This window comes from Reyranella sp., from assembly GCF_965227665.1.
Lineage (GTDB): Bacteria > Pseudomonadota > Alphaproteobacteria > Reyranellales > Reyranellaceae > Reyranella.
The window spans coordinates 3,624,207-3,644,925 of the sequence record NZ_OZ245767.1; the positions used below are offsets into that span (position 1 = coordinate 3,624,207).

Genomic DNA, 20,719 nt, shown 5'->3' on the forward strand with positions numbered 1-20,719 from the left:
TATTAGAGCAGGTGGCCTGCTCGCTCCGCCTTGGTGCGAAGATAGTTCTCGTTGTGCCCGTTGGACGGGAAGGAATGCGGAACCCGCGCCGCGACCTCGATGCCGTAGCGTTCGAGCTGGGCGATCTTCTCGGGATTGTTGGTCATCAGCCGCACCCGCTGGATGCCCATGCGCGAGAGCATGGTGGCGGCCGGCGCATAGATGCGTTCGTCGGCGTCGAAGCCGAGCTGCTCGTTGGCGTCGATCGTGTCGAACCCGTCGTCCTGCAGCTCGTAGGCGCGCAGCTTGTTGACGAGGCCGATGCCGCGGCCTTCCTGCGCGAGATAGAGCAGGACGCCCGACCCCTGTTTGGCGATCTCGGCGATGGCGCTGCGCAACTGCACGCCGCAGTCGCAGCGCAGCGAGCCCAGCAGGTCGCCGGTGAAGCATTCCGAATGGAGCCGGATCAGGACGGGCTCGGTCGGATCGATCTCGCCGACCACGATGGCGAGATGCTCCTTGCCGCCGTCGCTGGGCCGCCAGGCGAGGATGCGGGCATTCTCGGCACCTTCCAGCGGCACATGCGCCTGCGCGACCTGCTGCAGCGTCCTGGAGGCGGTTTCCTCGTACGCCGACACGTCGGCGGCATCGACATAGACGAGATCCTGCTCGCGCGCCCAGTCGCGCCGCTTGTTGCCCGGATCCCGGGTCAGCGGCCCGAGCACGACCGCCGGCAGGAGGCGCGACAGCTTGGCGAGCTCGATCGCCGCCTGGGCGATGGCCGGGGCATGGCTGGCAACGGGCCGCGACAGGTGGCGCAGGGCGACGTGACGGCCGGTCCTGTCGCTCTCGTGCGGCCGCAGGATGACGTCGACGGGGACGCCTTCCGGCAGGTCGATGGTGATCGGCTTGTTGGTCTCGCCCATGCCCCCCGCGATGTGCGGCGGGATTTCCATGCCGATCGCCTCGGCGCGGCGGCGCGTGGTGACCAGGACCGGCGGGTTCTGGGCGAGGCCCTGCAGGCGCTGCAGGGCGCGCGGGCCGCAGGATTCGGCGGCAATGACGAGGCCCCCGGCGCCATCCTCGCCCCGCAGCACGACGATTCCGCCGCGACGGAGCTCCGCCATGGCGCGTTCGACGGAGGCGACTGCAGCCGCGCTGCGGGAGTGGGCCGGATTGGAATTCATGACTCTGACGGTATCACGCCACGGGTTTTCGCCGAAGTGAACCACTTTTGTGCCCAGATCGTACCGGATAGAGTACATTTCGAGATGGCTGGCAGGTAACAAGCGCATGTCCGTGAACAATCGTGGCAAGAAAATCCTGTTGGTCGATGACGACCAAGCGTTGCGCACGGTGCTTGCCGAGCAGCTCGATCTCTACGACGGGTTCACGACCATCCAGGTCGGCACCGCCGCGGAAGGCTTGGAAAAGGCCAAGCTCGCCCACTACGACGCCATCCTGCTGGACATCGGTCTCCCCGACATGGACGGCCGCGAGCTCTGCAAGCTGATGCGTCGCGAGGGCGTCCGCGCCCCCATCATCATGCTGACTGCGGCCGACAGCGACGCCGACACGATCCTGGGCCTGGAATCCGGCGCCAACGACTATGTGACCAAGCCCTTCCGCATCAACGTCCTGCTCGCCCGTCTGCGCGCGCATCTGCGCCAGCACGAGCGCAGCGAGGATGCGGTCATGTCGATCGGTCCCTACGAATTCCACCCTGCGGGCAAGTTGCTCATGGAGAAGGGCGGAAAGAAGAAGGTCCGCCTGACCGACAAGGAAGCCTCGATCCTGAAGTACCTGTTCCGGGCCGGCGACCGGCCGGTCGCCCGCGACATCCTGCTGAACGAGGTCTGGGGCTACAATGCCGGCGTCACGACCCACACGCTGGAAACCCACATCTATCGGCTGCGGCAGAAGATCGAGCGGGATCCGACCAGCGCCGCGATCCTCGTCACCGACCGCGGGGGCTATCGGCTGCAGCCCTGACGGTCGGGGCTTGCCACTACGTGAGCGAGGCGTCATCTTTTCGGCAAGCAATAGCTAAAACCGCCCCGGGAGGGTGATGCCATGACCACGCAACGGATCTACGCCCTGCCCGTCGACGTGACGCAGTGGGTCTTCGACGGCGCGACCGACCTCCAGTTCAACTGGGAATACGACGACGGGTCGGCGCCGCTGCTCGAGCTCTACGAGAAGGGCAAGCAGCAGCAGTGGGACGCCAGCACGCGGCTGGACTGGTCGCTGGAGCTCAATCCCGACAATCCGATGGAGCTGAAGGACGAGGCGATCTCGATCTACGGCACCGATCACTGGAACAGGATGACCGACAAGGAGCGCAGCTGGCTCCGGCTGCATCTGCAGGCCAATTCGATCTCGCAGTTCATGCATGGCGAGCAGGGCGCGCTGATCGCCACCGCCAAGATCGTTGGCACCGTTCCCGACATGAACGCCAAGTTCTATGCCGCGACGCAGGTGATGGACGAGGCGCGTCACGTCGAGGCCTACAAGCGGCTGCTGCACGAGAAGTTCAAGGTCGCCTATCCGATCAACAAGGCGCTGCAGACCCTGCTCGAGCAGACGCTGACCGACCGCCGCTGGGATATGACCTATCTCGGCATGCAGGTGCTGATCGAGGGCCTGGCGCTCGCCGCCTTCCAGTCGATCCGCGACAAGGCCGGCAACACGCTGGCCGGCGCGGTCAACGCCTATGTCATGCAGGACGAGGCGCGCCACGTCTCGTTCGGCCGGCTGGCGCTGCGCGAATACTATCCGCACCTGTCGGAGGCCGAACGCGACGAGCGCGAGGAGTTCGTGGTCGAGGCGCTCTACTTCATGCGCGACCGCTTCAACCAGTCCGAGGTCTGGGAGCGGCTCGGCCTGCCGGCCAAGGTGCTGGACGACATCCACTACAATTCCAAGCAGATGCAGTCCTTCCGCGGCCGCCTGTTCAGCCGCGTCGTGCCGACCGTGAAGGATATCGGCCTGTGGGGTCCGCGGGTGCAGAAGGCCTTCGCCGACATGGGCGTGATGGACTACGCCAAGATCGACGTAGCCGAGGTCCTAGCCAACGACGGCAAGGTGGCCGAGGAGTTCGACCGGAAGATGTTCGTCGAGAAGGCGATCGCGGCGGCGTAAGGGGGAGCGTTCGTTCTTCGGCGCTCTCGGACATTGCAAGCAATGTCCTGTCGCTTGACGGGCTGAGCGTCGCTCAGCCCAGAAGAGGCAGCATCAGGATCAGCAGCGCGGCCGGCACGAGCAGCGGCCAGGCGAGCACCGGCAGCAGAAGGCCGCCGATCACGGCGCCCACCAGGTAGCCCGTCCAGGTCAGGGCCAGCAGCCCTGTGTTCAGCGCCGAAGGCGGTAGCGTCGCGGCGCCCGGCCACAGCCGGTCGACGGCTGCATCCGCGGTGCGGGCCAGGGTGCTGGTCACGACGACGGTGCTGACCGAATGGCCGGCGAAGCTGGTGATCGTCGAGGCCTGCAGGCCCATGGCGAAGGCCACGATCATCACCGCATTCTCCTCGCCCACGGGAAGGAAGCCGACGCCCGCGAGCAGCGCGGCTTCGAGCAGGATGCCGGCCACCGGCCCCTTGAACAGGCGCAGCATCGCGCGGGCGAGCAGGGCGCCGGGGAAGAAGGCGACCAGCGGCGTGAGATGGTTCCAGGCGCCGAGATGGTTGCCCTTGGCGATGTCGATGCCGGCCAGCACCGTGTTGCCGGTCATGTTGGCTGCGAACACGCCGCCCATGGTGACGTAGCCCACGGCGTCGGCAATGCCGGCGACCAGGGTCAGGATTGTCGCCTGGGCGAGGGGACGGGCGCTGATCGCTACACCACGTCGTAGGTGATCTCGACCTCGGCCCCGAAACAGTGGCCCTGGCAGGTCAGGATCCAGTTATTGGCGAGATCCTCGGGCGTGTAGATGTCGTTCTTGGCGAGCATGACCTTGCCCTTGATGGTCTTGGCCGCGCACGAGGCGCAGAAGCCTTCCTCGCAGGACGAGAGCGGGTTGAGCCCGCCGGCGCGCGCCGCCTCCAGGATCGTCTGGCCCTTGGCATAGGCCACCTTGTGGACCTTGCCCTCGAAATGGATCGTGATCTCGCCCGGGACCACGTCGCCTTCCTCGCTGGGCTGGATCGGGATCGCGTCGTTGCCCGAAGCCTCGAATCGCTCGATCCGCACCTTGTCGTGCGGCATGCCGTGCTCGAACAGCGTCTCCTCGACCAGCTTCATGAACGGGCCGGGGCCGCAGAGATAGACGTCGCCCGCCTCGTAACCCTTCATCGCCGCCACGATCTCCTCGGGCTTGATGATGCCCTGCGTCGAATCGAGGTGATGGACGATCTCGAGCTTGCCGGGATGGGCCGCAAGGAGCGCCTCGAACTCGCCGTCGAAGATCACCGACGGCTTGTCGCGATTGGCATAGAACAGCCTGATCTGCCGCTTGCCCTGCTTCAGAGCGCTCTTGATCAGCGACATCATCGGCGTGATGCCGCTGCCGCCGCCGAACAGCAGCAGCGGGGCGTCGCCGTCGCCCAGCACGAAGCGGCCGGCCGGCGGCAGCACGTCCAGCATGCCGCCTTCCGTCACCGCGTCGTGGAACCAGTTGGAGCCCTTGCCGCCGGCCACCCGCTTGATCGTCACCTTCGGCGACCCGTCGGTCTCGGGGGCGCTGGACAGCGAGTAGCAGCGGTTGAAGGCGCCGTCGGCGTGGGGCACGCGGAAGGTCAGGAACTGGCCCGCGCGGTAGCGGTATTTTTCGGCCAGGTCGGGCGGAACCTCGAGGACGAACGAGCGGGCGTCCGGTGTTTCCTGGATGATCTTGGCGATGCGCAGCTGAGTGTAGGACATCAAAAACTCGTCTTCAGATGCCCGTTTTCCGGGCGGACTCTCCTAGCAGACTGTGCTAGCGTCCGCCGAGAAAAATGAGCGGAGCGTCACTGTTAAGACGTTCCATGAGGGATGGGACAAGGTTCAGGGCCAGGAGGCAAGAGCCGATGACAACGCAGAAAATTTATCAGCTGCCGGTCGAAGTCACGAACTGGAAGTTCGATGGCGCCACCGAGATCGCCTTCAACTGGGAATACGAGGACGGATCCGCCGACCTGCTGAGCCTGTACGAGAAGGGCAAGCAGCAGCAGTGGGACACCAGCACCCGTATCGACTGGTCGCAGGAGCTGTTCGAAGGCAACCCGATGGGCATGGCCGACGAGACGATCCCGATCTACGGCTCGCCCTTCTGGGACAAGATGACGGACAAGGAGAAGGACTGGCTGCGCTTCAATCTGCAGTGCCATTCCATCTGCCAGTTCATGCACGGCGAGCAGGGCGCCCTGATCGCCACCGCCAAGATCGTCAACACCGTGCCGGACATGAACGCCAAGTTCTATGCCGCGACGCAGGTGATGGACGAGGCGCGCCACGTCGAAAGCTACAAGCGCCTGATCCACGAGAAGTTCAAGGCGGCCTATCCGATCACGGACTCGCTCAAGAACCTGCTCGAGCAGACGCTGACCGACCGCCGCTGGGACATGACCTATCTCGGCATGCAGGTGCTGATCGAAGGCCTGGCGCTGGCCGCCTTCCAGCGCATCCGCGACACCGCCAAGAACAACCTGGCCGGCGCCGTGAACGCCTACGTCATGCAGGACGAGGCGCGGCACGTCACCTTCGGCCGCATGGCGCTGCGCGAATACTATCCGCACATCTCCGACGCCGAGCGCGCCGAGCGTGAGGAGTTCGTCGTCGAGGCGCTCTACTTCATGCGCGACCGCTTCAACCAGGGCGAAGTCTGGATGCGGTCGGGCCTGCCGGTGAAGGAGATGCTGGAGCACGCCTACCACTCGGGCGCCATGCAGGCGTTCCGCACCCGCCTCTTCACCCGCATCGTGCCCATCCTCAAGGAGATCGGCCTGTTCGGCCCGAAGGTGCAGAAGGCGCTGGGCGAGATGGGCGTGCTGGGCTACGCCGAGATCGACGTCGAGAAGCTGATCGGCAACGACCTCAAGGTCGCCGAGGACTTCGACGCCAAGAAGTTCGTGCACGAGCAGATCGCCGCCGAGTAGCGAGATCACAAAGGGAACAGAGAAGGGGGCCCACGGCCCCCTTTTTCTTTCACCCGCCAACAACCAACAACAACCTCATGCTGAGGAGGCCGCAAAGCGGCCGTCTCGAAGCATGGGCACGCGCACCGCGTCTGTTGCCCATCCTTCGAGACGCCACGCAAGGCGCGGCTCCTCAGGATGAGGTAAGTGCTTGAATCGATTCAGTTCATTTCCGGCCAACCTCACAGGATGAGGTGGTCCTAATTGCACGCCTCGATGCGCGGCGGCGCGCCGAGCACCATGGCCACCTTGGAGATGTCGAGGCAGCGCGGGCCGATCCAGGCCTTCGTCTGAACGAAGATCGCGAAGCGGGCGAAGGTGTCGGCCTGTGCCTCGGGCGTCGCCCGCTTGCGCGCGAGCAGCCAGGTGAGCGCATAGAGGTTGCCGGTGGCGAAGTCGGCCGACGGGACGTCTGGGTCCTTGCTCCAGAGGGCCACGTTCTTCTGGGCCGCCCCTGTCGGATCGGCGAGACCGGCCAGCCAGGCATGGGCGTTGGAGGCCAGTGCATAGGAGCCGCCATTCTGGGCGATCAGCGCCTTCACCTGCTCGGCCACGGATATGTAGCCCTGGCCCTCGATCGTGCTGCCGGCGCAGCCGATCCGGCACAGCGCCACGAACGTCAGATATTCGGCGAGGATGATCTCGATGTTGCCGTTGTTGTGCCGCCGCCAGGCGCGCGCGAGGTTCCAGCCCTGGGTCAGCTCCGCGCCGGTCCACGGCTTGGCGGCCTGCGGCGTGTCGCGCTCCAGCTCGCCGATCACCGCCTGGGCGGCGGCCTGCCATTCGGGAGGGATCTGCGCGGCGGCCGGGGTGGCGGTGCCCAGCAGGATCAGCAGCAGGATCGCGCGGAGTCGTTTCATGGCGGGCTCCCTTCAGTATTTGCGGGCCGTCTTGCGGTCGCGGCTTTCGTATTGGACGAGGTCGTCGGCCCGCAGCACGGTGGCATCGGGCGCCATCAGCCAGCGCCTCTGCGCCGGCTTGATCAGCGGGTAGTGGCGGGCATCGGCAAGCGCCGCGCCGACCTCCCAGCAATCCTCTTCGTTCGTGATCCAGGTATCGGGCGCGAAGCGGCGCAGGTCGACCGAGGCCGAATAGGTCCGCAGCGTCTTGCGGCCCTTGTTGAAATATTCGTGGAAGTAGGACATCGCGAGCTCGCGCAGGCTGCGATAGACCGGGTCGCGCCAGCGCAGCCAGACATGGTTGCTCTTGGAGATCGCGCCCCAGCAGCCGTCGCGGCGGAACAGGGTCACGACATGGTCGAAATCGTCGCGCGTGGCCGTCAGGTCCATGACCAGGGGCGGCTCGCCCTGCAGCCACAGGGCGCAGGCCGCGAGGAAGGCCGCCTCGAGACAGTGTGCCTCGCGATGGCGCAGCACGCCGCGCACGGAGCGCAGGCTGTCGCCGTCCCGTTCGAAATTGGCCGGCAGGGCGGAAACATAGTCCTGTATGCGCTGCGGCGTGCGCAGCGACGTGAGGATGCGTCCTTCGGCGGCGGTGAGGCCGAGTTCTGTCGGGGTGGGGCGTTTGCGTCTGCGCATCGAGTGCAATTGTGCCGTGATGCGCCGCGACAGGCCAGTGAATGAGGCCGTCTGTCTTCGGCCAAGGGTCGGGGTGGTTGGTGGAGCTGAGGGGGATCGAACCCCTGACCTCCTCATTGCGAACGAGGCGCTCTCCCAGCTGAGCTACAGCCCCCTCCGACCCTGGAGAACCGCGCGGATAATGGTTGCCGGGCCCCCTGTCAAGCAAAGCGGGCTGTGATAGCGTCCGGCCGGTATTTTTGATGGAGAGTTTGAGACCATGACCCACGCCAAGAAAGTCGTTCAGACCGACGCCGCCCCCAAGGCGCTCGGCCCCTATTCGCAGGCGGTCGTGGCCAACGGGCTGGTCTTCTGTGCCGGCCAGATCCCGCTCGATCCCGCGACTGGCGACATCGTCGAGGGCGGCATCGCCGAGCAGACGCACCAGGTGCTGAAGAACCTGCGCGCGGTGCTGAAGGCGGCGGGCAGCGACCTCGGCCACGCGGTCAAGACCACCGTGTTCCTGAAGAGCATGGACAGCTTTGCCGCCATGAACGAGGTCTATGGGCTGCCGGAATATTTCGGCAGCTCGACGCCCGCGCGCTCGACGGTCGAAGTCGCCCGCCTGCCGCGCGACGTGATGGTGGAGATCGAAGTCGTTGCCCTCGCCTGACGAGATGGCCAGCCTGGTGACATGGGTGCTCGCTCTGGGCTCCCTCACGGTGGCCGTGATGCTGGTCAGCTACGTGCTGGTGTCCCTGGTCCTCATCATCCCGACCTGGCGCATCTGCACGCGGGCCGGCTTCTCCGGGGCGCTGTCGCTTTTCCATCTGGTGCCGTTCATCGGCTCCTTCATCGTCATGGGCATGCTGGCCTTCAGCACCTGGCCCGCCGGCGAAGCGGCACCGAGGCGCTAGCCGATGGGCATTGAAATCGCGGCTCTGACGAGCTTCTTCGGCCTGACCGGCGCCTTCGCGCTGGTCGGGACCGTCCTGGCGGCCTGGATGGCCTGGCGCATCGTGGAGAAGGCCGGGCTGCCGGGATGGACCGGCCTCGGCGCCATCCTGCTCACGCTGACCGGTGTGGGAACGATCGTGCCCCTGATCCTGCTCTGGATCTTCGCCTTCATGCGCTGGCCGCGCGACGAGGCCGGACCGGTCGGCCCGGCCGGCTCGTTCGGCTACGCGCCCCCGCGCGGCGGCGCTCCGACGACGGGCCCGGTCGTGCTGTCGGGCCCGCCGATGGCGCTGCCCGATGCGCGCGGCTGGCGGCTCTCGGGCGCGCTCGGCAATGGCGGCACGGTCTCGCTCGCGATCGGCGGCAACACGGGTACCTATGCCCTCACCGGTGCGCCTGCAGGCGCACCGACCGATCTCAGCGTGCCCGATCCCTCGGTCGGCCGGCCGCATGCGCGACTGATGCTGTCGGGCCAGCGTCTGGGCCTGGAAGATCTGGGCAGCCCGGGCGGCACCTTCCTCGACGGCGCCCGGCTGCTGCCCGAGCATGGACCGCGCGACATCAGCGCGGTGCGTTCGATCCGCCTCGGCAGCGTGGAACTCAGCCTGACGCGGGCCTGAAGGGGCTTGTGATCGGCAAGGCGCGCCGAGTAGGGTGCCGCGGCCGGCGGTTGGCCGGCCTCAAGGCGCGGGGGCCCGATGCTGTCGTTGGCGGTGCTGATCGACAAGATTATCGACATCTACACCTGGATCGTGATCGCGAGCGCGATCATGAGCTGGCTGGTGGCGTTCGGCGTGGTGAACGTCCGCAACCGTTTCATCAGTGTCGTGGTCGACATGCTGTTCAAGCTGACCGAGCCGGTGCTGCGACCGATCCGGCGCATGCTGCCCAATCTCGGCGGCGTCGACATCTCGCCCGTCATCCTGCTCCTCGGCCTGTTCTTCATCCGCAGCCTGCTGTGGGAGTATGTCTGGCCGTCCTTCGTCCGCTGACCTGCCGCTGAGCTCGGACCCGGCCGACCCCGTCTTTCTGCGCCGCAATCGCGACGGCGTGACCGTCCAGCTGCGCGTGCAGCCGCGGGCGCGCCGCACCGCGCTCGAGCGCACGTCTGAGGGGGCGCTGAAGGCCGCAGTGACGCCAGCGCCCGAGGATGGCAAAGCCAACGACGCCGTCGTCGCGCTGCTGGCGCAGGCCTGGCGCCTTCCGAAATCGACCTTCGAGATCGTGCGCGGCGGGACGGCACGAGACAAGACCCTCATGGTCGCGGGCGATCCTGCCCTGCTCGCCGACCGGATTGCCGAATGGATGCGCAAGAATGGCTGATGCGAAACTGATCGATGGAAAGGCCTTCGCGGGCGGTCTCCGCGAGCGCGTGGGTGCGGGCGTCGCCGACCTCGTCGCCAAGGGCGGGCCGAAACCCGGTCTCGCCACGGTGCTGATCGGCGACGATCCGGCCAGCCAGGTCTATGTCCGCAGCAAGGGCAGGCTCGCGGTCGAACTCGGCATGGCGAGCTTCGACCACCAGCTGCCCGGGGACACGACGCAGGCCGAGCTGTTGGAGCTGATCGGGCGCCTCAACGCCGATCCCGCGGTGAACGGCATCCTGGTCCAGTTGCCGCTGCCCAAGCATCTCGATACGCCGCAGGTGCTGGTCGCCATCGACCCCGCCAAGGATGTCGACGGCTTCCACCCGGTGAATGTCGGCCGCCTCGGCTCGATCGCGCCGGGCGCCCCGCTCGACTTCCCGGTGCCCTGCACGCCGCTCGGTGTCTCGATGCTGCTGCAGGATGCGCTGGGCTCGCTATCGGGCCTCAATGCGGTGATCGTCGGCCGGTCCAACCTGGTGGGGCGCCCCGTGGCGCAGCTGCTGCTGCGCGCCGATTGCACGGTGACCATCACCCATTCGCGCACCCGCGATCTGCCGGCCGTCTGCCGCCAGGCCGACATCCTGGTGGTGGCGATCGGCCGGACCGAATTCGTGAAGGGCGACTGGATCAAGCCGGGCGCCGCGGTGATCGATGTCGGCATCAACCGCATCCCCACGACCGAAGGCAAGAGCCGGCTGGTCGGCGACGTGGCCTTTGCCGAGGCGCTGAAGGTAGCGGGGCACATCACGCCGGTGCCGGGCGGGGTCGGGCCGATGACGGTGGCCTGTCTGATGTTCAACACCCTGCAGGCGGCACGCCACAAGGCCGGATTGGCGATGGTGGCCGCCTGAGCGGTGCTCAGGCCTTTCCGACGACGCGCCTGATCAGGGCGGTCGACCAGCGCATCGCGCTCTCGAAGAGATTTGCCGCGACGGGCGCGGCGTTTCCGGCCTCGCGTGCCGGCAGACGGGCTTTTCTGATCTCGGTGCGCAAGCGCAGGGCCGTCGTCTCGTTCGGGGCCTGGAGCAGCGCCCGGTCGACCCATTCGGCGGCCTCCGGCCAGCGGTCATTCTTCGCCAGGAATTCGGCGAAGGCCGCCATGTAGACCGGATTTTCAACGAGGTCGTTGCACTCCCGCCAAAGAGCTTCCGCATCCGCAGGTCGCCCCAGCTTCTCGCAGTATCGCGCCTGCCATTGGAGCAGCAGCGATTTGCGCTCGAGGGGCCAGGAGATCTTGTCGAGGACGACGAGCCCTTCCTCGAGCCGGCCGAGATGAAAGTAGGCTTCGACGCGCTGGAGGGACGCGTCGAGCCGCGCCTTTCCATGTTCGCACGCTTTCTCGGCGTGCAGCGCGGCTTCCTCGTGGCGGCCGCTGCGGTTGTAGTGGGTCGCGAGAAGAGTGCGCGCGACGGCGTTTTCCCGTGTTTTGAGTTGCTCGAGCAGCAGGGCTTCCGCGGCGGCGTTCCCGCCCACCTTCAGGTGCGCCCCCGCCAGCGCAATGGCGAGATCGGACTCCCCGGGATGTGCGGCCCAGGCCTGTTGCAGGCGCTTGAGCCCGGTCTGGAAGCGGCCGGCGGCAGCGTCCGTTCGGGCGCGGGCGATCACCTTGGCAACGGTGTCGTCCCCGGACGCGACGTAACGGCTGATCATGCGGTCGACGTTGAAGCGCACCATCGACGTGTGGATATGGACCTGATCGTCGACGAAGGCGATCGAACGGTCGGTCAGGAGCACGCTCTCGTAGGAGGGGAAGTATTCGATATGGTCCCGCTCGGCGACGAACGGCTCGACCGCCGCCCGCAGGACCGACTTGCTGTAGGAATTCGCGACCGCCACGTCGGAAGAGGTGAAGGTCGCCTGGAGGGGCACGGGCGACACGGTGAGGATGATGCGATGGTCGCGGGGGCATATCCGGCCGAGCAGATCGACGAGGTCCGTGAGCGCGCGGGTCACGTCGCCGTAGTCGAGGACATGAAGCTCGAAGCGCGAAGGATCGGTCCGGATGTAGCCCTTGGGCGGCGGGCAGTTGACGTAGAGACCCGAGCGATTGTCGAACCATGCCTCGATCAAGCCGAGGGTGATCAGCACCACGTGGCTGCTGGCGAGATGTCGGTAGATCGCACTGATGTCGTTGCGCCGCCTGATCAGGGCGTCGGCGGGGACGGGCCTGAAGCCGAGCGTCAACTGCGGGTCCATGAAACGCCCCGCCGCGACTTCGACGGCATGCCGGCGGATGTCGAATTCCTCCATACCGAACGCCCAGCGGATCTGCGGCGCGATCGCCGGCGGCACGTAATTGTTCAGGATCGTCGTCGGATCGCCGCTCCACCCGGTCTTGTCGACCCGAAGATTCAAGGTAGGGACGTCGAAACCGCGATTGGCGAGCGTCGTCTCGATGCCGCGGGCGAAGCAAGAACCGATGGTGAAGATGCGCTGGCCGGGCTCCAGCATGAAGCGCGGCCTGAACGAGGGATCGGCGAAGTGGGCGAACCGGTTGGCAGGATCGTCGCGCCGTGGCCAGTCGCTGTCGGGGTTGGACCTTAGCGTACCGTAAGCATCGGCAGCGCTGATCCGGCGAATTGGCATTGTGTCCCTAGCCTCCCCGGACACATGGCTAGCATTCCAGGGCGGCCTGGGGAACGCCGGCGCCGCCCGCCACCGCGTGGCGTCAGTTCTTCGACATGCCCGCGACCAGCGCCGTCACGTTGTGGCGCATCATCTTCTCGTAGGTCGGGGCCGGCCCGTCCGGTCCTGAGAGCGCGTCGGTGTAGAGGCGGGGGCCGACGACGGCGCCCGATTCGCGCGCGATCTGGTCGATCAGGCCCGGGTTGGTCATGTTCTCGACGAACAGCGCCTTGATGCGATGCTCGCGCACCTCGCGGATCAGCGCGGCGACGTCGCGCGCCGACGGCTCGCTGCTGGTGTTGTAGCCGCGCGGCGACTGGAACTTCACGCCGTAGGCGGTGGCGAAATAGCGGAAGGAATCGTGGCCGGTGATGGCCTGCCTCTTGTCGGCGGGCACCCTGGCGATCTCGGCCTTCACCCACGCGTCCAGTTCGGCCAGGCGGCGATCGAAGGCCTGGGCCCGTTCGCGGTAGTAGGCGGCGTTCGGCGGATCGGCTTCGGCGAGCCCCTGGGCGATGTTGGCGACGTAGGTGCGGACCCTCTGGACGTCCTGCCAGCAATGCGGGTCGAGGCCCTGTCCGTGCGAATGCCCGTGGGAATGGCCGTGGTCCGCGCCTGCCTTCAGGGTCGCGACGCCGGCGCTCGCCACGATCGCCTTGCCCTTGAAGGGCGCCGCCTTGGCGAGCCGGTCGATCCAGCCCTCGAAGCCCAGCCCGTTGCTCACCAGCACCTTGGCATCGGCGAGCGCGCGCGCGTCGGTGGGGCGCGGCTGGTAGGCGTGGGCGTCGATGTCGGGGCCGACCACGACCGACAGCTCGACCTTGTCGCCGGCCACTTCGGCCAGCAGGTCGCCCAGGATCGAGAAGGTCGCGACAGCCTTCATCGGCGACTGCGCCGAAGCCGGCAGGGAGACGACGAACAGGCCGAGGGCCAGCAGGAGCGCACGGAAGAGCATTCCGTTATAATATAACGCTATACGGGAAAGTCGAGCCACTCCGGGGTGTGCCCGGTCGCCTCGAAGAAGCGCAGCAGGTCCGCGAGGCTCAGCGCCGTCGTCATGCTGTTGACCAGCGGATGGGCATTGATCGGACCGGCGCCGACGGCGAGACCGCGGTCGAGGACCAGCCGGACCTGATGCTCCGGGTCGTTGATGACGGCGAGCGGTGTCACCGAGCCCGGCGCGACGCCGAGATGACGCCGCAGCCGGTCGGGGCTGCCGAACGAGAACTTGCCCGCGCCCAGCCGCTCACCCAGGCGCTTGAGGTCGATGGTCCGGTCCTCCAGCGCCACCACCAGCCACATCTCCTCCTTCCGGTTGCGCAGGAAGAGGTTCTTGATGTGGTGGCCGGGCAGGTCGCCGCGCAGCGTCTTGGCTTCCTCGACCGTGAAGACGGGCGGATGTTCGACGGTGCGGTGGGCGATGCCGAGCTCGTCGAGCCGGCCGAGCAGTTGTTGCGGATCAAACATGGTGCGTGTCGCCTCTACCCCATGAAAAGACCTGTTCGCCAGCCCTTGCCAAGGGAACGGAAAAGCCCTATCAACGCCGCCTTCCGGCCACCTACCCAGCCGGATCGGAGCGCGGGCGTAGCTCAGGGGTAGAGCACGACCTTGCCAAGGTCGGGGTCGAGGGTTCGAATCCCTTCGCCCGCTCCAATCTTCCCACGGCACAGAAGTGTCCTGCATCGATGTCGGTGCAGCGACGATGTGCTGTGGGAGGCGTTAGATGGTGTGATTTTGCCTGGACCGGCACCCGGGCGGATCGAAAATTCTCCTGCCGGAATGCCGTTGCGGTTCGGATCATGAAAGTTGCCATGAGCGAAGCCGAGCGTTCCCGTGGTCTCGCCGGGATGTGGGCCCACCATCGCCGGAATATCCCCTATCAGATCGGCACCTTGCTCGACCGGATTGGGCGCAGGCTGCTCTCCGACGCACCGGCGCTGGGTCGCCTCTACGCGAGGCTCGTCGCGCGTCGCCGGCTGAGGTTGCAGCGCTACCCCGGCTGGACGTTCGGTGCCGAGTACTACATCGAAAGAAGCTGGGGGGCTCTGCGCCGCGGCGTGCTCTGGGAGCATGCGGTCGAACACCGGCTCGAAGTCCCGCTCACCGTCGGATGGTACGACGGCCTCAAGGTCGACGTGATGCTGGGCAACGATCACAGCCTCTGCCTCTATGTCAGCGGCACTTTCGAGCCGAACGAATTCCACTTCCTGGGACAGATCCTTAAGCCCGGCATGACGGTGCTCGACGTCGGCGCGAATGAGGGGCTCTACACGCTCTTCAGCGCCAGCCGGGTCGGCCCCGCAGGACGCGTCGTGGCCTTCGAGCCGAGTTCGCGCGAGCGCCGCAAGCTCGAGCACAATGTCACACGAAACCGCCTCGGCAACGTCACCGTCGTGCCGAGCGCGGTCGGCAGCAGCGAAGGCACCGCCGCCCTGCAGATCGCGTCGGGCGTGCATTCGGGCCACAATACGCTGGGTGCGCTGGTCTATGACGATGCGCCGGCCGTGGGTGTCGAGCACGTTCCCGTCGAACGCCTCGACGCGGTGATCGACCGGCTCGGCGTTGCCAGGGTCGATGTCATCAAGATCGACGTCGAGGGTGCCGAGATGCACGTGCTCGAAGGAGCACGCCGGACACTCGCCGCCCAGCGGCCGGTCCTGATGGTCGAAGCGAACGACGAGGCGTTGCGGGCGCAGGGTGCGAGCACCGAAGCGTTGTTTGGTTTTCTCCGCCGCGAGCTCGACTACGACATTTTCGTCTTCTCGCCCGAGACGGGCGGGGTCGAGCCGATGGGCGAGGACTCTTCGGCCTCGGCCAACATCGTCGCGGTCCCGTCGGAGCGCCGCGCCGAGATCCTGGCGCGCGGGTGAGGGCTGCTTGCCGCCCTCGGGCGTGATGTGCTTAACCAGCGCATCATGAGTGCATCCGCGAACGTCCACGATCTCGCCGTCGTCCGCACCGTGGCCGACCTGCGCCGCCTCGTCGCGGAATTCCGCAAGGCCGGCCGCACGATCGGCCTCGTGCCGACGATGGGCGCGCTGCACGAAGGCCATGTCAGCCTCGTGAAGGGCGCGCTCGATCGCGGCGACGTGCCGGTGACCAGCATCTTCGTCAATCCGACCCAGTTCGGCCCGAAGGAGGATTTCTCCGCCTATCCGCGCGACGAGGAGGGTGACTTTGCCAAGCTGCGCGACGCGGGCTGCCGCATCGCCTTCGCGCCCAGCAAGGACGAGATGTATCCCGGCGAGCAGCTGACGACCGTGACGGTCGCGGGCATCACCGACGGTCTGTGCGGTCCGCTGCGGCCCGGCCATTTCCAGGGCGTCGCCACGGTGGTGAGCAAGCTCCTGCTGATGGCGTTGCCCGACCGCGCCTATTTCGGCGAGAAGGACTACCAGCAGCTCCAGGTCATCAAGCGCATGGTGCGCGACCTCTCGATGCCGTTCGAGATCGTGGGCATGCCGACGGTGCGCGAGGCGGACGGGCTCGCGATGTCGTCGCGCAACCGCTACCTCAGCCCCGACGAGCGCACGAAGGCGCTGGGCATGTACGCGCAGCTCGTAAAGGTCGCCGATACGGTGCGCGACGGAAGAAACTCATGCTCGGAGGCCAGCACGGCGGCATCCCAGGCGCTGCGCGACGGCGGCTTCGACATCGTCGAATACTTCACCGTGGTCGACGCCGAGAGCCTGAAGCCGCTCGAGCATGTCGCGGGTCCGGCGCGCGTCATCGCCGCCGCCCGCCTCGGCCGCACACGCCTGATCGACAATCTCGCGGTCTGACCGGGCGCCTGACGGGAACGTCAGGCTGCCTGGTCGAGCGTCGAGGCGACGTCGCGCGTCGTGACGCGCCGCAGGTCGCGCACCTTGGTCGTGTCGAACGGCCGGGCGCGGTGCATGGTGCAGCGATTGTCCCAGATCACGAGGTCGCCCTTCGCCCAGCGATGGGCATGCACGAAGCGCGGCTGCGTCGCGTGCTCGATCAGGTCGAGGATGATCAGGCGCCCGTCCGCCACCGGCAGGCCGAGAATGTGCGAGGCGTGCGCGGCGAGATAGAGAGTCTTGCGGTGTGAGCCGGGATGGGTGCGGACGACCCGCTGCGGTACCGGCGGCAGCGAAGCGCGCTCCTCGTCGGTGTACTGCACGACGCCGAGTTGTTCGCGCGAACGCCAGATCGAATGCTCGGCGACCAGCCCTTCAAGCTCCTTCTTCTTCGCCTCGGGCAGCGCATCGTAGGCCGCGCGCATGTCGGCGAACTCCGTGTCGCCGCCTTCCTCGGGAATGACGTGCGCATAGAGCATCGACAGGGCGCCCGGCACGGCGCGGAACGAGGCATCGGTATGCCACAGCCGGTTGGCCAGGCCGTCGAGCCGGCGGCGCGCATCGGGCTTCATCACGTTGCCGTCGCCGTCGAGGTTGGAGATGTCGGCCACCTGGCTGGATTCGATCCGGTGCTTGATGTCGCGATGCCGGAGCTTCAGCGCCGAGGATTCGATCGGGCCGAAATGGCCAGCGAAGGCGACCTGCTTCTCGTCGTCGAGAGTCTGCCCGCGAAAGACCACGACCGCGTAGCGGTTGATGGCGTCCTCGATGGTCTGCCGGTCGGTGGGCTTGAGCGGCCGGGCCAGGTCGACGCCGGAAATCTCGGCCACGAATTCGGGATGAGTTGGCGTAACGGTGATGCTCACGACCGCCTCCCGCGGCTATAGTAGATTTTCGATCATTGTCTTCCAGGAAACGCCATGCCGCAAACGATGAAGCTCGCTTTGCTCGACGATTACCAGAAGGTAGCCATGCGCATGGCCGACTGGGACCGGCTCCGGAAACGCGGAGTCGAGATCACCGTCTTCCACGAGCCCTTCACCTCGGTCGAAGACGCAGCGCAGAAACTGGCACCGTTCGACATGCTGGGTTTGCTGCGCGAGCGCACCGCCTTCCCACGCGCGCTGATCGAGAAGCTGCCCAACCTCAAGTTCATGGTGCTGACCGGCGCCCGCGCCGCCAGCCTCGACGACAAGGCGGCGGCCGAGCGCGGCATCCCGGTCTCGACGACACCCGGCGGCACCTCGAACGCGCCGACCGCGGAGCTCGCCTGGGCGCTGCTGATGATGTGCGCCCGCGATCTCGCCAAGGCCGAGCGGCTGGCGCGCCAAGGCAAGTGGCACGACGGCATCGAGCAGATGGTCGTGCTCGAGGGCAAGAGGCTGGGCATTCTCGGCCTCGGCAAGCTGGGCAGCCGTGTGGCCCGTTATGCGAAGGCCTTCGGCATGGAAGTCGTGGCGTGGAGCCAGAACCTCACGCCCGAGAAGGCCGAGGCGGGCGGCGCGACGTACGTCACCAAGGACGAGCTGCTGGCGACGTCGGACTTCGTCTCGATCCATCTCGCCCTTTCGGATCGCACGCGCGGCCTGATCGCCGCCCCCGAACTGGCAAAGATGAAGAAGACCGCGATCCTCGTGAACACCTCGCGCGGTCCGATCGTCGACGAAGCGGCGCTCATCGAGGCGCTGAAGAACCGCACGATCCTGCACGCCGGCCTCGACGTGTACGACAGGGAGCCGCTGTCGGCCGACCATCCGCTCACCAAGCTCGACAACGTCACGCTCATTCCGCACCTGGGCTACGTCGTCGAGGAGAGCTACCGGCACTTCTACGAGGGCACGATCAAGGACATCGAGGCCTGGCTCGACGGCAGCCCGATCAACGTCCTCAACCCGGACGCGCTGAAGAAGGCCTAACAGGCGGCTGAAGAAGGTAGAGGCGTGGCGAGTAAACGAAACAAACGAAATAGTCGAAACAAACGAAATGAATGCCGCACCCCATGAGTCCTGTGCCGGGATGACCGCCGGCGCAACAATCTTGCGCGACAGTCGTTCTTGAGCGGCTATTTCGTCCGTACCCGCGCGAGGATCAGCCAGACGGCGCCGGCGAGGATCACGCCGGCGGCCAGCCATTCCGGCGTCGTCAGGGTCGCGGGCGTCAGCCAGCCCAAACGGGCGAACACGGCTTCCAGCGCGATCGCGAAGAACGGCATCGCGGTGAGGGCGATCAGGTAGGTCTGCACGCCCGAATGGTTGATGGTCCAGAAGCCGAGCCAGGTGCCGGGGGCGCGGAACAGCAGGCCGGCCAGGATCGCGTAGAGCCAGAGTTCGATCCGGCCGAAAGCGTCGCCGCCGCCGGCCCAGGGCGAGGCCATCGCACCCACCAGACCGGCCAGCGTCCAGACGAAGATCAGCGCCAGTGAGGCCGCCACCAGGATCTCGCCGGTGAAGCGGCTGCGTGCCGCCGGATCGGCCGCGCGGTTGCGCGGGTGGTAGGCGATCATCCACGAGGCTGCGACCGCGACGGCCTCCGAGGCGACCAGCCAGGCGACGCCGCGCCACGCCGTCTCCGAGCCCAGGCCGGCGGCGAAGGCCGCGATCCCGATCCCCAGCAGCGCGAGGCCGGGCCAATCCCGACGCGACGGCGCCTGGCGCGTCAGGGCCCAGCCCGAGCCCGCGCCGATCAGCACGCTCATCGTCGAGAGCAGCGTGCTCTGTGTGACGGCCAGCCAGACGATGGCGGCGGCGGTGCAGCCGTTGATGATCACCCGCATGAAGGCGTAGCAGACGGTCCAAGGCACCAGCAGGTCGGCCCAGCTCCCCGGCGTACGGCGGCCGACCCAGAGCATGGCGAGGCCAGCGGTCAGCAGTTGCACCAGCGTATAGGCCCAGGCATCGAGCTGCGCGCCGCTCACGACGTGACGCGTCAGCAGAAGATAAACCGACCAGAGGAGCGAGTTGCCGAGCGCAATGGTCAGGACGTGGCCGCTCATTGCCGATCCTGCAGGCTTGGTTTCAGGTGCGGAAGCGCAGCAGCAGGTGATTGACGCCGTTCAGCTTGACGTAGAGGTCCTCGAACTGCGTGTAGAAGTCCTCCCACCGCGGCAGGCCGCCCTGGCTGCCGAGCGAGGTGTAGATTTCCGCGACCGTCCGGCGGCCGTCGATCTGCGAGATGATGCGCGGCGCCAGCGGCGGCAGCTGGGCGCGCCACGGAAAGCCGTCGAGGTTGGCGACCAGCGGCGCGCCGGGCTGCAGGCCGGCGGCGAACTTCTGCGCATCCATCTCGCGCAGCACCGGTATGGCGGACGTATCCTCGGGGCGCGCCACCGTGTCGAAGCCGGCGCGCGTCGCATAGAAGACATGGGTCCGCACATTGCCGGCGAGGCGTTCGGCAAACGCCGCGCGCTCGATCAGCGGCAGCGAACTCGCCTGCCGGGCGATCACCGGATCGCTCATGTAGGTGGCGGGCTCATAGCGCACCGGTTCGAGGAACGCGACGACCCGCAGGCCCGAGGCGGCGGCCATGCTGCCGATCTGCGGCACCGTGAAGGCGCGGTCGCAGCTGTGCAGCAGCAGGTCGTAGAGACCCGCATCGCCGCCCGTCACGTGATCGTTGAGATAGGGATTGCGGCGGAACAGGTTGGTCGTCGGCAGGAAGCGGATCAGGCGCTTGGCCATTGCCAGCCGGTCCTGGATCGCCATCGACGGCGGCGCGATGGTCTGCAGCAACTCCTGCAGCGGGTAGACGCCGCTGCGCCCGTATTCGCCGTAGAGCATGACGCCCATACCGCCGTCGGCGTGCAGCACGCTCGCCAGCGCCTGCATCCCGGCGGTCGGATCGGGCAGGTGGTGCAACACGCCGGTGCAGTCGATGTAGTCGAAATGGCCGATGTTCATCGTCGGCAGGTCGAGCAGCGAGCCGGTCAGGAACTGGATGTTGCGCAGGCCCCGCGCCTTGGCGCGCGCCTCGCAGATCTGTCGCGACGCCGTGGAGAGGTCGAGATAGACGACCTCGCCGGGGCAGCGGCGATCGACGAGCTGCTGGGCCAGCATGATGCAGGCATCGCCCGTCCCGCCGCCGGCGACCAGCGCGCGGAAGGGGCGGATGAAGTTCAGGCGCCCGGAGAAGAGATAGTGATTGATCTCGAGGACGTGGCTCGGCGTGCCCGTGATCAGGCGGATCGCCTCGTCTCGCGGGTCTCGGGCAGGATAGGGCAGAGCCTCGTACTGGGCGCGAACGCTGTCCAACGGCGAGGGAAGGGTCATCAGGGCCTTGTTTGACGGCGGGCTGGGCGCTACCGGGTGGGTGGCAACCCCTGCCAATCATTACTGCAACAAATCGAA

The 20,719-nt window shown here is 67.0% G+C and carries 23 protein-coding genes and 2 tRNA genes; 13 read left to right on the forward strand and 12 right to left on the reverse strand.

All coding sequences use genetic code 11. The annotated features are described in order from the left end of the window. Positions 1 to 2 precede the first annotated feature (2 nt). A complete protein-coding gene (ribA, locus tag ACO07I_RS17395) occupies positions 3 to 1,106 on the reverse strand; it encodes a GTP cyclohydrolase II (RefSeq protein ID WP_422009643.1) in 1,104 nt (367 codons plus the stop codon). Positions 1,107 to 1,272: 166 nt separating this feature from the next. Here ribA and ACO07I_RS17400 point away from each other — a divergent pair, with 166 nt between their 5' ends. Both ACO07I_RS17400 and ACO07I_RS17405 read left to right on the forward strand, forming a co-directional pair. Continuing rightward, positions 1,273 to 1,971, forward strand: a complete 699-nt coding sequence (locus ACO07I_RS17400; protein ID WP_422009644.1) for a response regulator transcription factor — start codon at positions 1,273 to 1,275, stop codon at positions 1,969 to 1,971. An 81-nt stretch (positions 1,972 to 2,052) separates the two neighbouring features. Beyond that, positions 2,053 to 3,120 carry a ferritin-like domain-containing protein gene (locus tag ACO07I_RS17405; protein ID WP_422009645.1) on the forward strand — a complete coding sequence of 356 codons (1,068 nt, stop codon included), beginning with the start codon at positions 2,053 to 2,055 and terminating at the stop codon, positions 3,118 to 3,120. A 73-nt stretch (positions 3,121 to 3,193) separates the two neighbouring features. On the opposite strand, the gene ACO07I_RS17410 is transcribed toward ACO07I_RS17405, so the two are convergent. After that, a complete protein-coding gene (locus ACO07I_RS17410; protein ID WP_422018305.1) occupies positions 3,194 to 3,880 on the reverse strand; it encodes a YoaK family protein in 687 nt (228 codons plus the stop codon). Then, positions 3,814 to 4,836 carry a 2Fe-2S iron-sulfur cluster-binding protein gene (locus tag ACO07I_RS17415; RefSeq protein ID WP_422009646.1) on the reverse strand — a complete coding sequence of 341 codons (1,023 nt, stop codon included), beginning with the start codon at positions 4,834 to 4,836 and terminating at the stop codon, positions 3,814 to 3,816. Before ACO07I_RS17415 ends, ACO07I_RS17410 begins: the two co-directional genes overlap by 67 nt. A 146-nt stretch (positions 4,837 to 4,982) precedes the next feature. Here ACO07I_RS17415 and ACO07I_RS17420 point away from each other — a divergent pair, with 146 nt between their 5' ends. Continuing rightward, complete coding sequence (locus ACO07I_RS17420; RefSeq protein ID WP_422009647.1) at positions 4,983 to 6,050, forward strand: ferritin-like domain-containing protein; 1,068 nt, start codon at positions 4,983 to 4,985, stop codon at positions 6,048 to 6,050. A 239-nt stretch (positions 6,051 to 6,289) separates the two neighbouring features. On the opposite strand, the gene ACO07I_RS17425 is transcribed toward ACO07I_RS17420, so the two are convergent. The 3 genes from ACO07I_RS17425 to ACO07I_RS17435 form a co-directional block, all read right to left on the reverse strand. After that, positions 6,290 to 6,949 carry a hypothetical protein gene (locus ACO07I_RS17425; protein ID WP_422009648.1) on the reverse strand — a complete coding sequence of 220 codons (660 nt, stop codon included), beginning with the start codon at positions 6,947 to 6,949 and terminating at the stop codon, positions 6,290 to 6,292. A 12-nt stretch (positions 6,950 to 6,961) separates the two neighbouring features. Further along, entirely contained in the window at positions 6,962 to 7,627 is a 666-nt protein-coding gene (locus tag ACO07I_RS17430) for a hypothetical protein (RefSeq protein WP_422009649.1), read from the reverse strand. 78 nt (positions 7,628 to 7,705) lie between these two features. Then, positions 7,706 to 7,781 (reverse strand) — tRNA-Ala (locus ACO07I_RS17435). Positions 7,782 to 7,886: 105 nt separating this feature from the next. On the opposite strand from ACO07I_RS17435, the gene ACO07I_RS17440 reads away from it, so the two are divergent. The 6 genes from ACO07I_RS17440 (at position 7,887) to folD (ending at position 10,781) form a co-directional block, all read left to right on the forward strand. After that, positions 7,887 to 8,279, forward strand: a complete 393-nt coding sequence (locus ACO07I_RS17440; RefSeq protein ID WP_422009650.1) for a RidA family protein — start codon at positions 7,887 to 7,889, stop codon at positions 8,277 to 8,279. Beyond that, on the forward strand, positions 8,266 to 8,523 hold the full coding sequence (locus tag ACO07I_RS17445) for a hypothetical protein (RefSeq protein ID WP_422009651.1): 258 nt from the start codon (positions 8,266 to 8,268) through the stop codon (positions 8,521 to 8,523). Before ACO07I_RS17440 ends, ACO07I_RS17445 begins: the two co-directional genes overlap by 14 nt. 3 nt (positions 8,524 to 8,526) lie before the next feature. After that, a complete protein-coding gene (locus ACO07I_RS17450; RefSeq protein WP_422009652.1) occupies positions 8,527 to 9,183 on the forward strand; it encodes an FHA domain-containing protein in 657 nt (218 codons plus the stop codon). A 78-nt stretch (positions 9,184 to 9,261) separates the two neighbouring features. Beyond that, positions 9,262 to 9,555: a YggT family protein gene (locus ACO07I_RS17455; RefSeq protein ID WP_422009653.1), complete on the forward strand. Its 294-nt coding sequence runs from the start codon at positions 9,262 to 9,264 to the stop codon at positions 9,553 to 9,555. Further along, positions 9,530 to 9,886 (forward strand): DUF167 domain-containing protein, encoded by a 357-nt coding sequence (locus ACO07I_RS17460; RefSeq protein ID WP_422009654.1) that lies wholly within the window; start codon positions 9,530 to 9,532, stop codon positions 9,884 to 9,886. Before ACO07I_RS17455 ends, ACO07I_RS17460 begins: the two co-directional genes overlap by 26 nt. Continuing rightward, entirely contained in the window at positions 9,879 to 10,781 is a 903-nt protein-coding gene (folD, locus tag ACO07I_RS17465; RefSeq protein ID WP_422009655.1) for a bifunctional methylenetetrahydrofolate dehydrogenase/methenyltetrahydrofolate cyclohydrolase FolD, read from the forward strand. The genes ACO07I_RS17460 and folD overlap by 8 nt, the downstream gene beginning before the upstream one ends. A 7-nt stretch (positions 10,782 to 10,788) precedes the next feature. Here folD and ACO07I_RS17470 read toward each other — a convergent pair whose 3' ends face one another. The 3 genes from ACO07I_RS17470 to ACO07I_RS17480 all read right to left on the reverse strand — a co-directional run bounded on the left by ACO07I_RS17470 (position 10,789) and on the right by ACO07I_RS17480 (position 14,022). Then, positions 10,789 to 12,516, reverse strand: a complete 1,728-nt coding sequence (locus tag ACO07I_RS17470) for a GSCFA domain-containing protein (RefSeq protein ID WP_422009656.1) — start codon at positions 12,514 to 12,516, stop codon at positions 10,789 to 10,791. 82 nt (positions 12,517 to 12,598) lie between these two features. Beyond that, positions 12,599 to 13,510, reverse strand: coding sequence for a metal ABC transporter solute-binding protein, Zn/Mn family (locus ACO07I_RS17475; RefSeq protein WP_422009657.1), 912 nt, complete (start codon positions 13,508 to 13,510; stop codon positions 12,599 to 12,601). Between the two features lie 17 nt (positions 13,511 to 13,527). After that, entirely contained in the window at positions 13,528 to 14,022 is a 495-nt protein-coding gene (locus ACO07I_RS17480) for a prolyl-tRNA synthetase associated domain-containing protein (RefSeq protein WP_422009658.1), read from the reverse strand. 111 nt (positions 14,023 to 14,133) lie between these two features. Between ACO07I_RS17480 and ACO07I_RS17485 the strand changes: the two genes are divergently transcribed. From ACO07I_RS17485 to panC, 3 genes are all read left to right on the forward strand, one after another. Beyond that, a tRNA-Gly gene (locus ACO07I_RS17485) sits at positions 14,134 to 14,208 on the forward strand. Positions 14,209 to 14,366: 158 nt separating this feature from the next. Continuing rightward, positions 14,367 to 15,425, forward strand: a complete 1,059-nt coding sequence (locus ACO07I_RS17490) for an FkbM family methyltransferase (protein ID WP_422009659.1) — start codon at positions 14,367 to 14,369, stop codon at positions 15,423 to 15,425. A 45-nt stretch (positions 15,426 to 15,470) separates the two neighbouring features. Beyond that, positions 15,471 to 16,337 carry a pantoate--beta-alanine ligase gene (gene panC / locus ACO07I_RS17495; protein WP_422009660.1) on the forward strand — a complete coding sequence of 289 codons (867 nt, stop codon included), beginning with the start codon at positions 15,471 to 15,473 and terminating at the stop codon, positions 16,335 to 16,337. Between the two features lie 20 nt (positions 16,338 to 16,357). Here panC and ACO07I_RS17500 read toward each other — a convergent pair whose 3' ends face one another. Continuing rightward, entirely contained in the window at positions 16,358 to 17,242 is an 885-nt protein-coding gene (locus tag ACO07I_RS17500; RefSeq protein ID WP_422009661.1) for a TauD/TfdA dioxygenase family protein, read from the reverse strand. Positions 17,243 to 17,296: 54 nt separating this feature from the next. Here ACO07I_RS17500 and ACO07I_RS17505 point away from each other — a divergent pair, with 54 nt between their 5' ends. Further along, complete coding sequence (locus ACO07I_RS17505) at positions 17,297 to 18,292, forward strand: D-2-hydroxyacid dehydrogenase family protein (protein WP_422009662.1); 996 nt, start codon at positions 17,297 to 17,299, stop codon at positions 18,290 to 18,292. Between the two features lie 146 nt (positions 18,293 to 18,438). Here the strand turns inward: ACO07I_RS17505 and ACO07I_RS17510 are convergent, their stop codons facing one another. Together ACO07I_RS17510 and ACO07I_RS17515 are read right to left on the reverse strand one after the other, a co-directional pair. Next, complete coding sequence (locus ACO07I_RS17510; RefSeq protein ID WP_422009663.1) at positions 18,439 to 19,368, reverse strand: hypothetical protein; 930 nt, start codon at positions 19,366 to 19,368, stop codon at positions 18,439 to 18,441. Between the two features lie 22 nt (positions 19,369 to 19,390). Continuing rightward, positions 19,391 to 20,641, reverse strand: coding sequence for a class I SAM-dependent methyltransferase (locus tag ACO07I_RS17515; protein ID WP_422009664.1), 1,251 nt, complete (start codon positions 20,639 to 20,641; stop codon positions 19,391 to 19,393). Positions 20,642 to 20,719: the final 78 nt, after the last annotated feature.

Excerpts from the sequence above, each read along its gene's own strand:
- ACO07I_RS17480 (WP_422009658.1), bottom strand. The coding sequence starts at position 14,022 with ATGTTTGATCCGCAACAACTGCTCGGCCGGCTCGACGAGCTCGGCATC.
- ACO07I_RS17415 (WP_422009646.1), bottom strand. The coding sequence starts at position 4,836 with ATGTCCTACACTCAGCTGCGCATCGCCAAGATCATCCAGGAAACACCG.
- ACO07I_RS17425 (WP_422009648.1), bottom strand. The coding sequence starts at position 6,949 with ATGAAACGACTCCGCGCGATCCTGCTGCTGATCCTGCTGGGCACCGCC.
- ACO07I_RS17430 (WP_422009649.1), bottom strand. The coding sequence starts at position 7,627 with ATGCGCAGACGCAAACGCCCCACCCCGACAGAACTCGGCCTCACCGCC.
- ACO07I_RS17505 (WP_422009662.1), top strand. The coding sequence starts at position 17,297 with ATGCCGCAAACGATGAAGCTCGCTTTGCTCGACGATTACCAGAAGGTA.
- ACO07I_RS17460 (WP_422009654.1), top strand. The coding sequence starts at position 9,530 with ATGTCTGGCCGTCCTTCGTCCGCTGACCTGCCGCTGAGCTCGGACCCG.
- ACO07I_RS17515 (WP_422009664.1), bottom strand. The coding sequence starts at position 20,641 with ATGACCCTTCCCTCGCCGTTGGACAGCGTTCGCGCCCAGTACGAGGCT.
- ACO07I_RS17510 (WP_422009663.1), bottom strand. The coding sequence starts at position 19,368 with ATGAGCGGCCACGTCCTGACCATTGCGCTCGGCAACTCGCTCCTCTGG.
- panC (WP_422009660.1), top strand. The coding sequence starts at position 15,471 with ATGAGTGCATCCGCGAACGTCCACGATCTCGCCGTCGTCCGCACCGTG.
- ACO07I_RS17450 (WP_422009652.1), top strand. The coding sequence starts at position 8,527 with ATGGGCATTGAAATCGCGGCTCTGACGAGCTTCTTCGGCCTGACCGGC.
- ACO07I_RS17440 (WP_422009650.1), top strand. The coding sequence starts at position 7,887 with ATGACCCACGCCAAGAAAGTCGTTCAGACCGACGCCGCCCCCAAGGCG.
- ribA (WP_422009643.1), bottom strand. The coding sequence starts at position 1,106 with ATGGCGGAGCTCCGTCGCGGCGGAATCGTCGTGCTGCGGGGCGAGGAT.
- ACO07I_RS17490 (WP_422009659.1), top strand. The coding sequence starts at position 14,367 with ATGAGCGAAGCCGAGCGTTCCCGTGGTCTCGCCGGGATGTGGGCCCAC.
- folD (WP_422009655.1), top strand. The coding sequence starts at position 9,879 with ATGGCTGATGCGAAACTGATCGATGGAAAGGCCTTCGCGGGCGGTCTC.
- ACO07I_RS17420 (WP_422009647.1), top strand. The coding sequence starts at position 4,983 with ATGACAACGCAGAAAATTTATCAGCTGCCGGTCGAAGTCACGAACTGG.
- ACO07I_RS17470 (WP_422009656.1), bottom strand. The coding sequence starts at position 12,516 with ATGCCAATTCGCCGGATCAGCGCTGCCGATGCTTACGGTACGCTAAGG.
- ACO07I_RS17475 (WP_422009657.1), bottom strand. The coding sequence starts at position 13,510 with ATGCTCTTCCGTGCGCTCCTGCTGGCCCTCGGCCTGTTCGTCGTCTCC.
- ACO07I_RS17405 (WP_422009645.1), top strand. The coding sequence starts at position 2,053 with ATGACCACGCAACGGATCTACGCCCTGCCCGTCGACGTGACGCAGTGG.
- ACO07I_RS17400 (WP_422009644.1), top strand. The coding sequence starts at position 1,273 with ATGTCCGTGAACAATCGTGGCAAGAAAATCCTGTTGGTCGATGACGAC.
- ACO07I_RS17455 (WP_422009653.1), top strand. The coding sequence starts at position 9,262 with ATGCTGTCGTTGGCGGTGCTGATCGACAAGATTATCGACATCTACACC.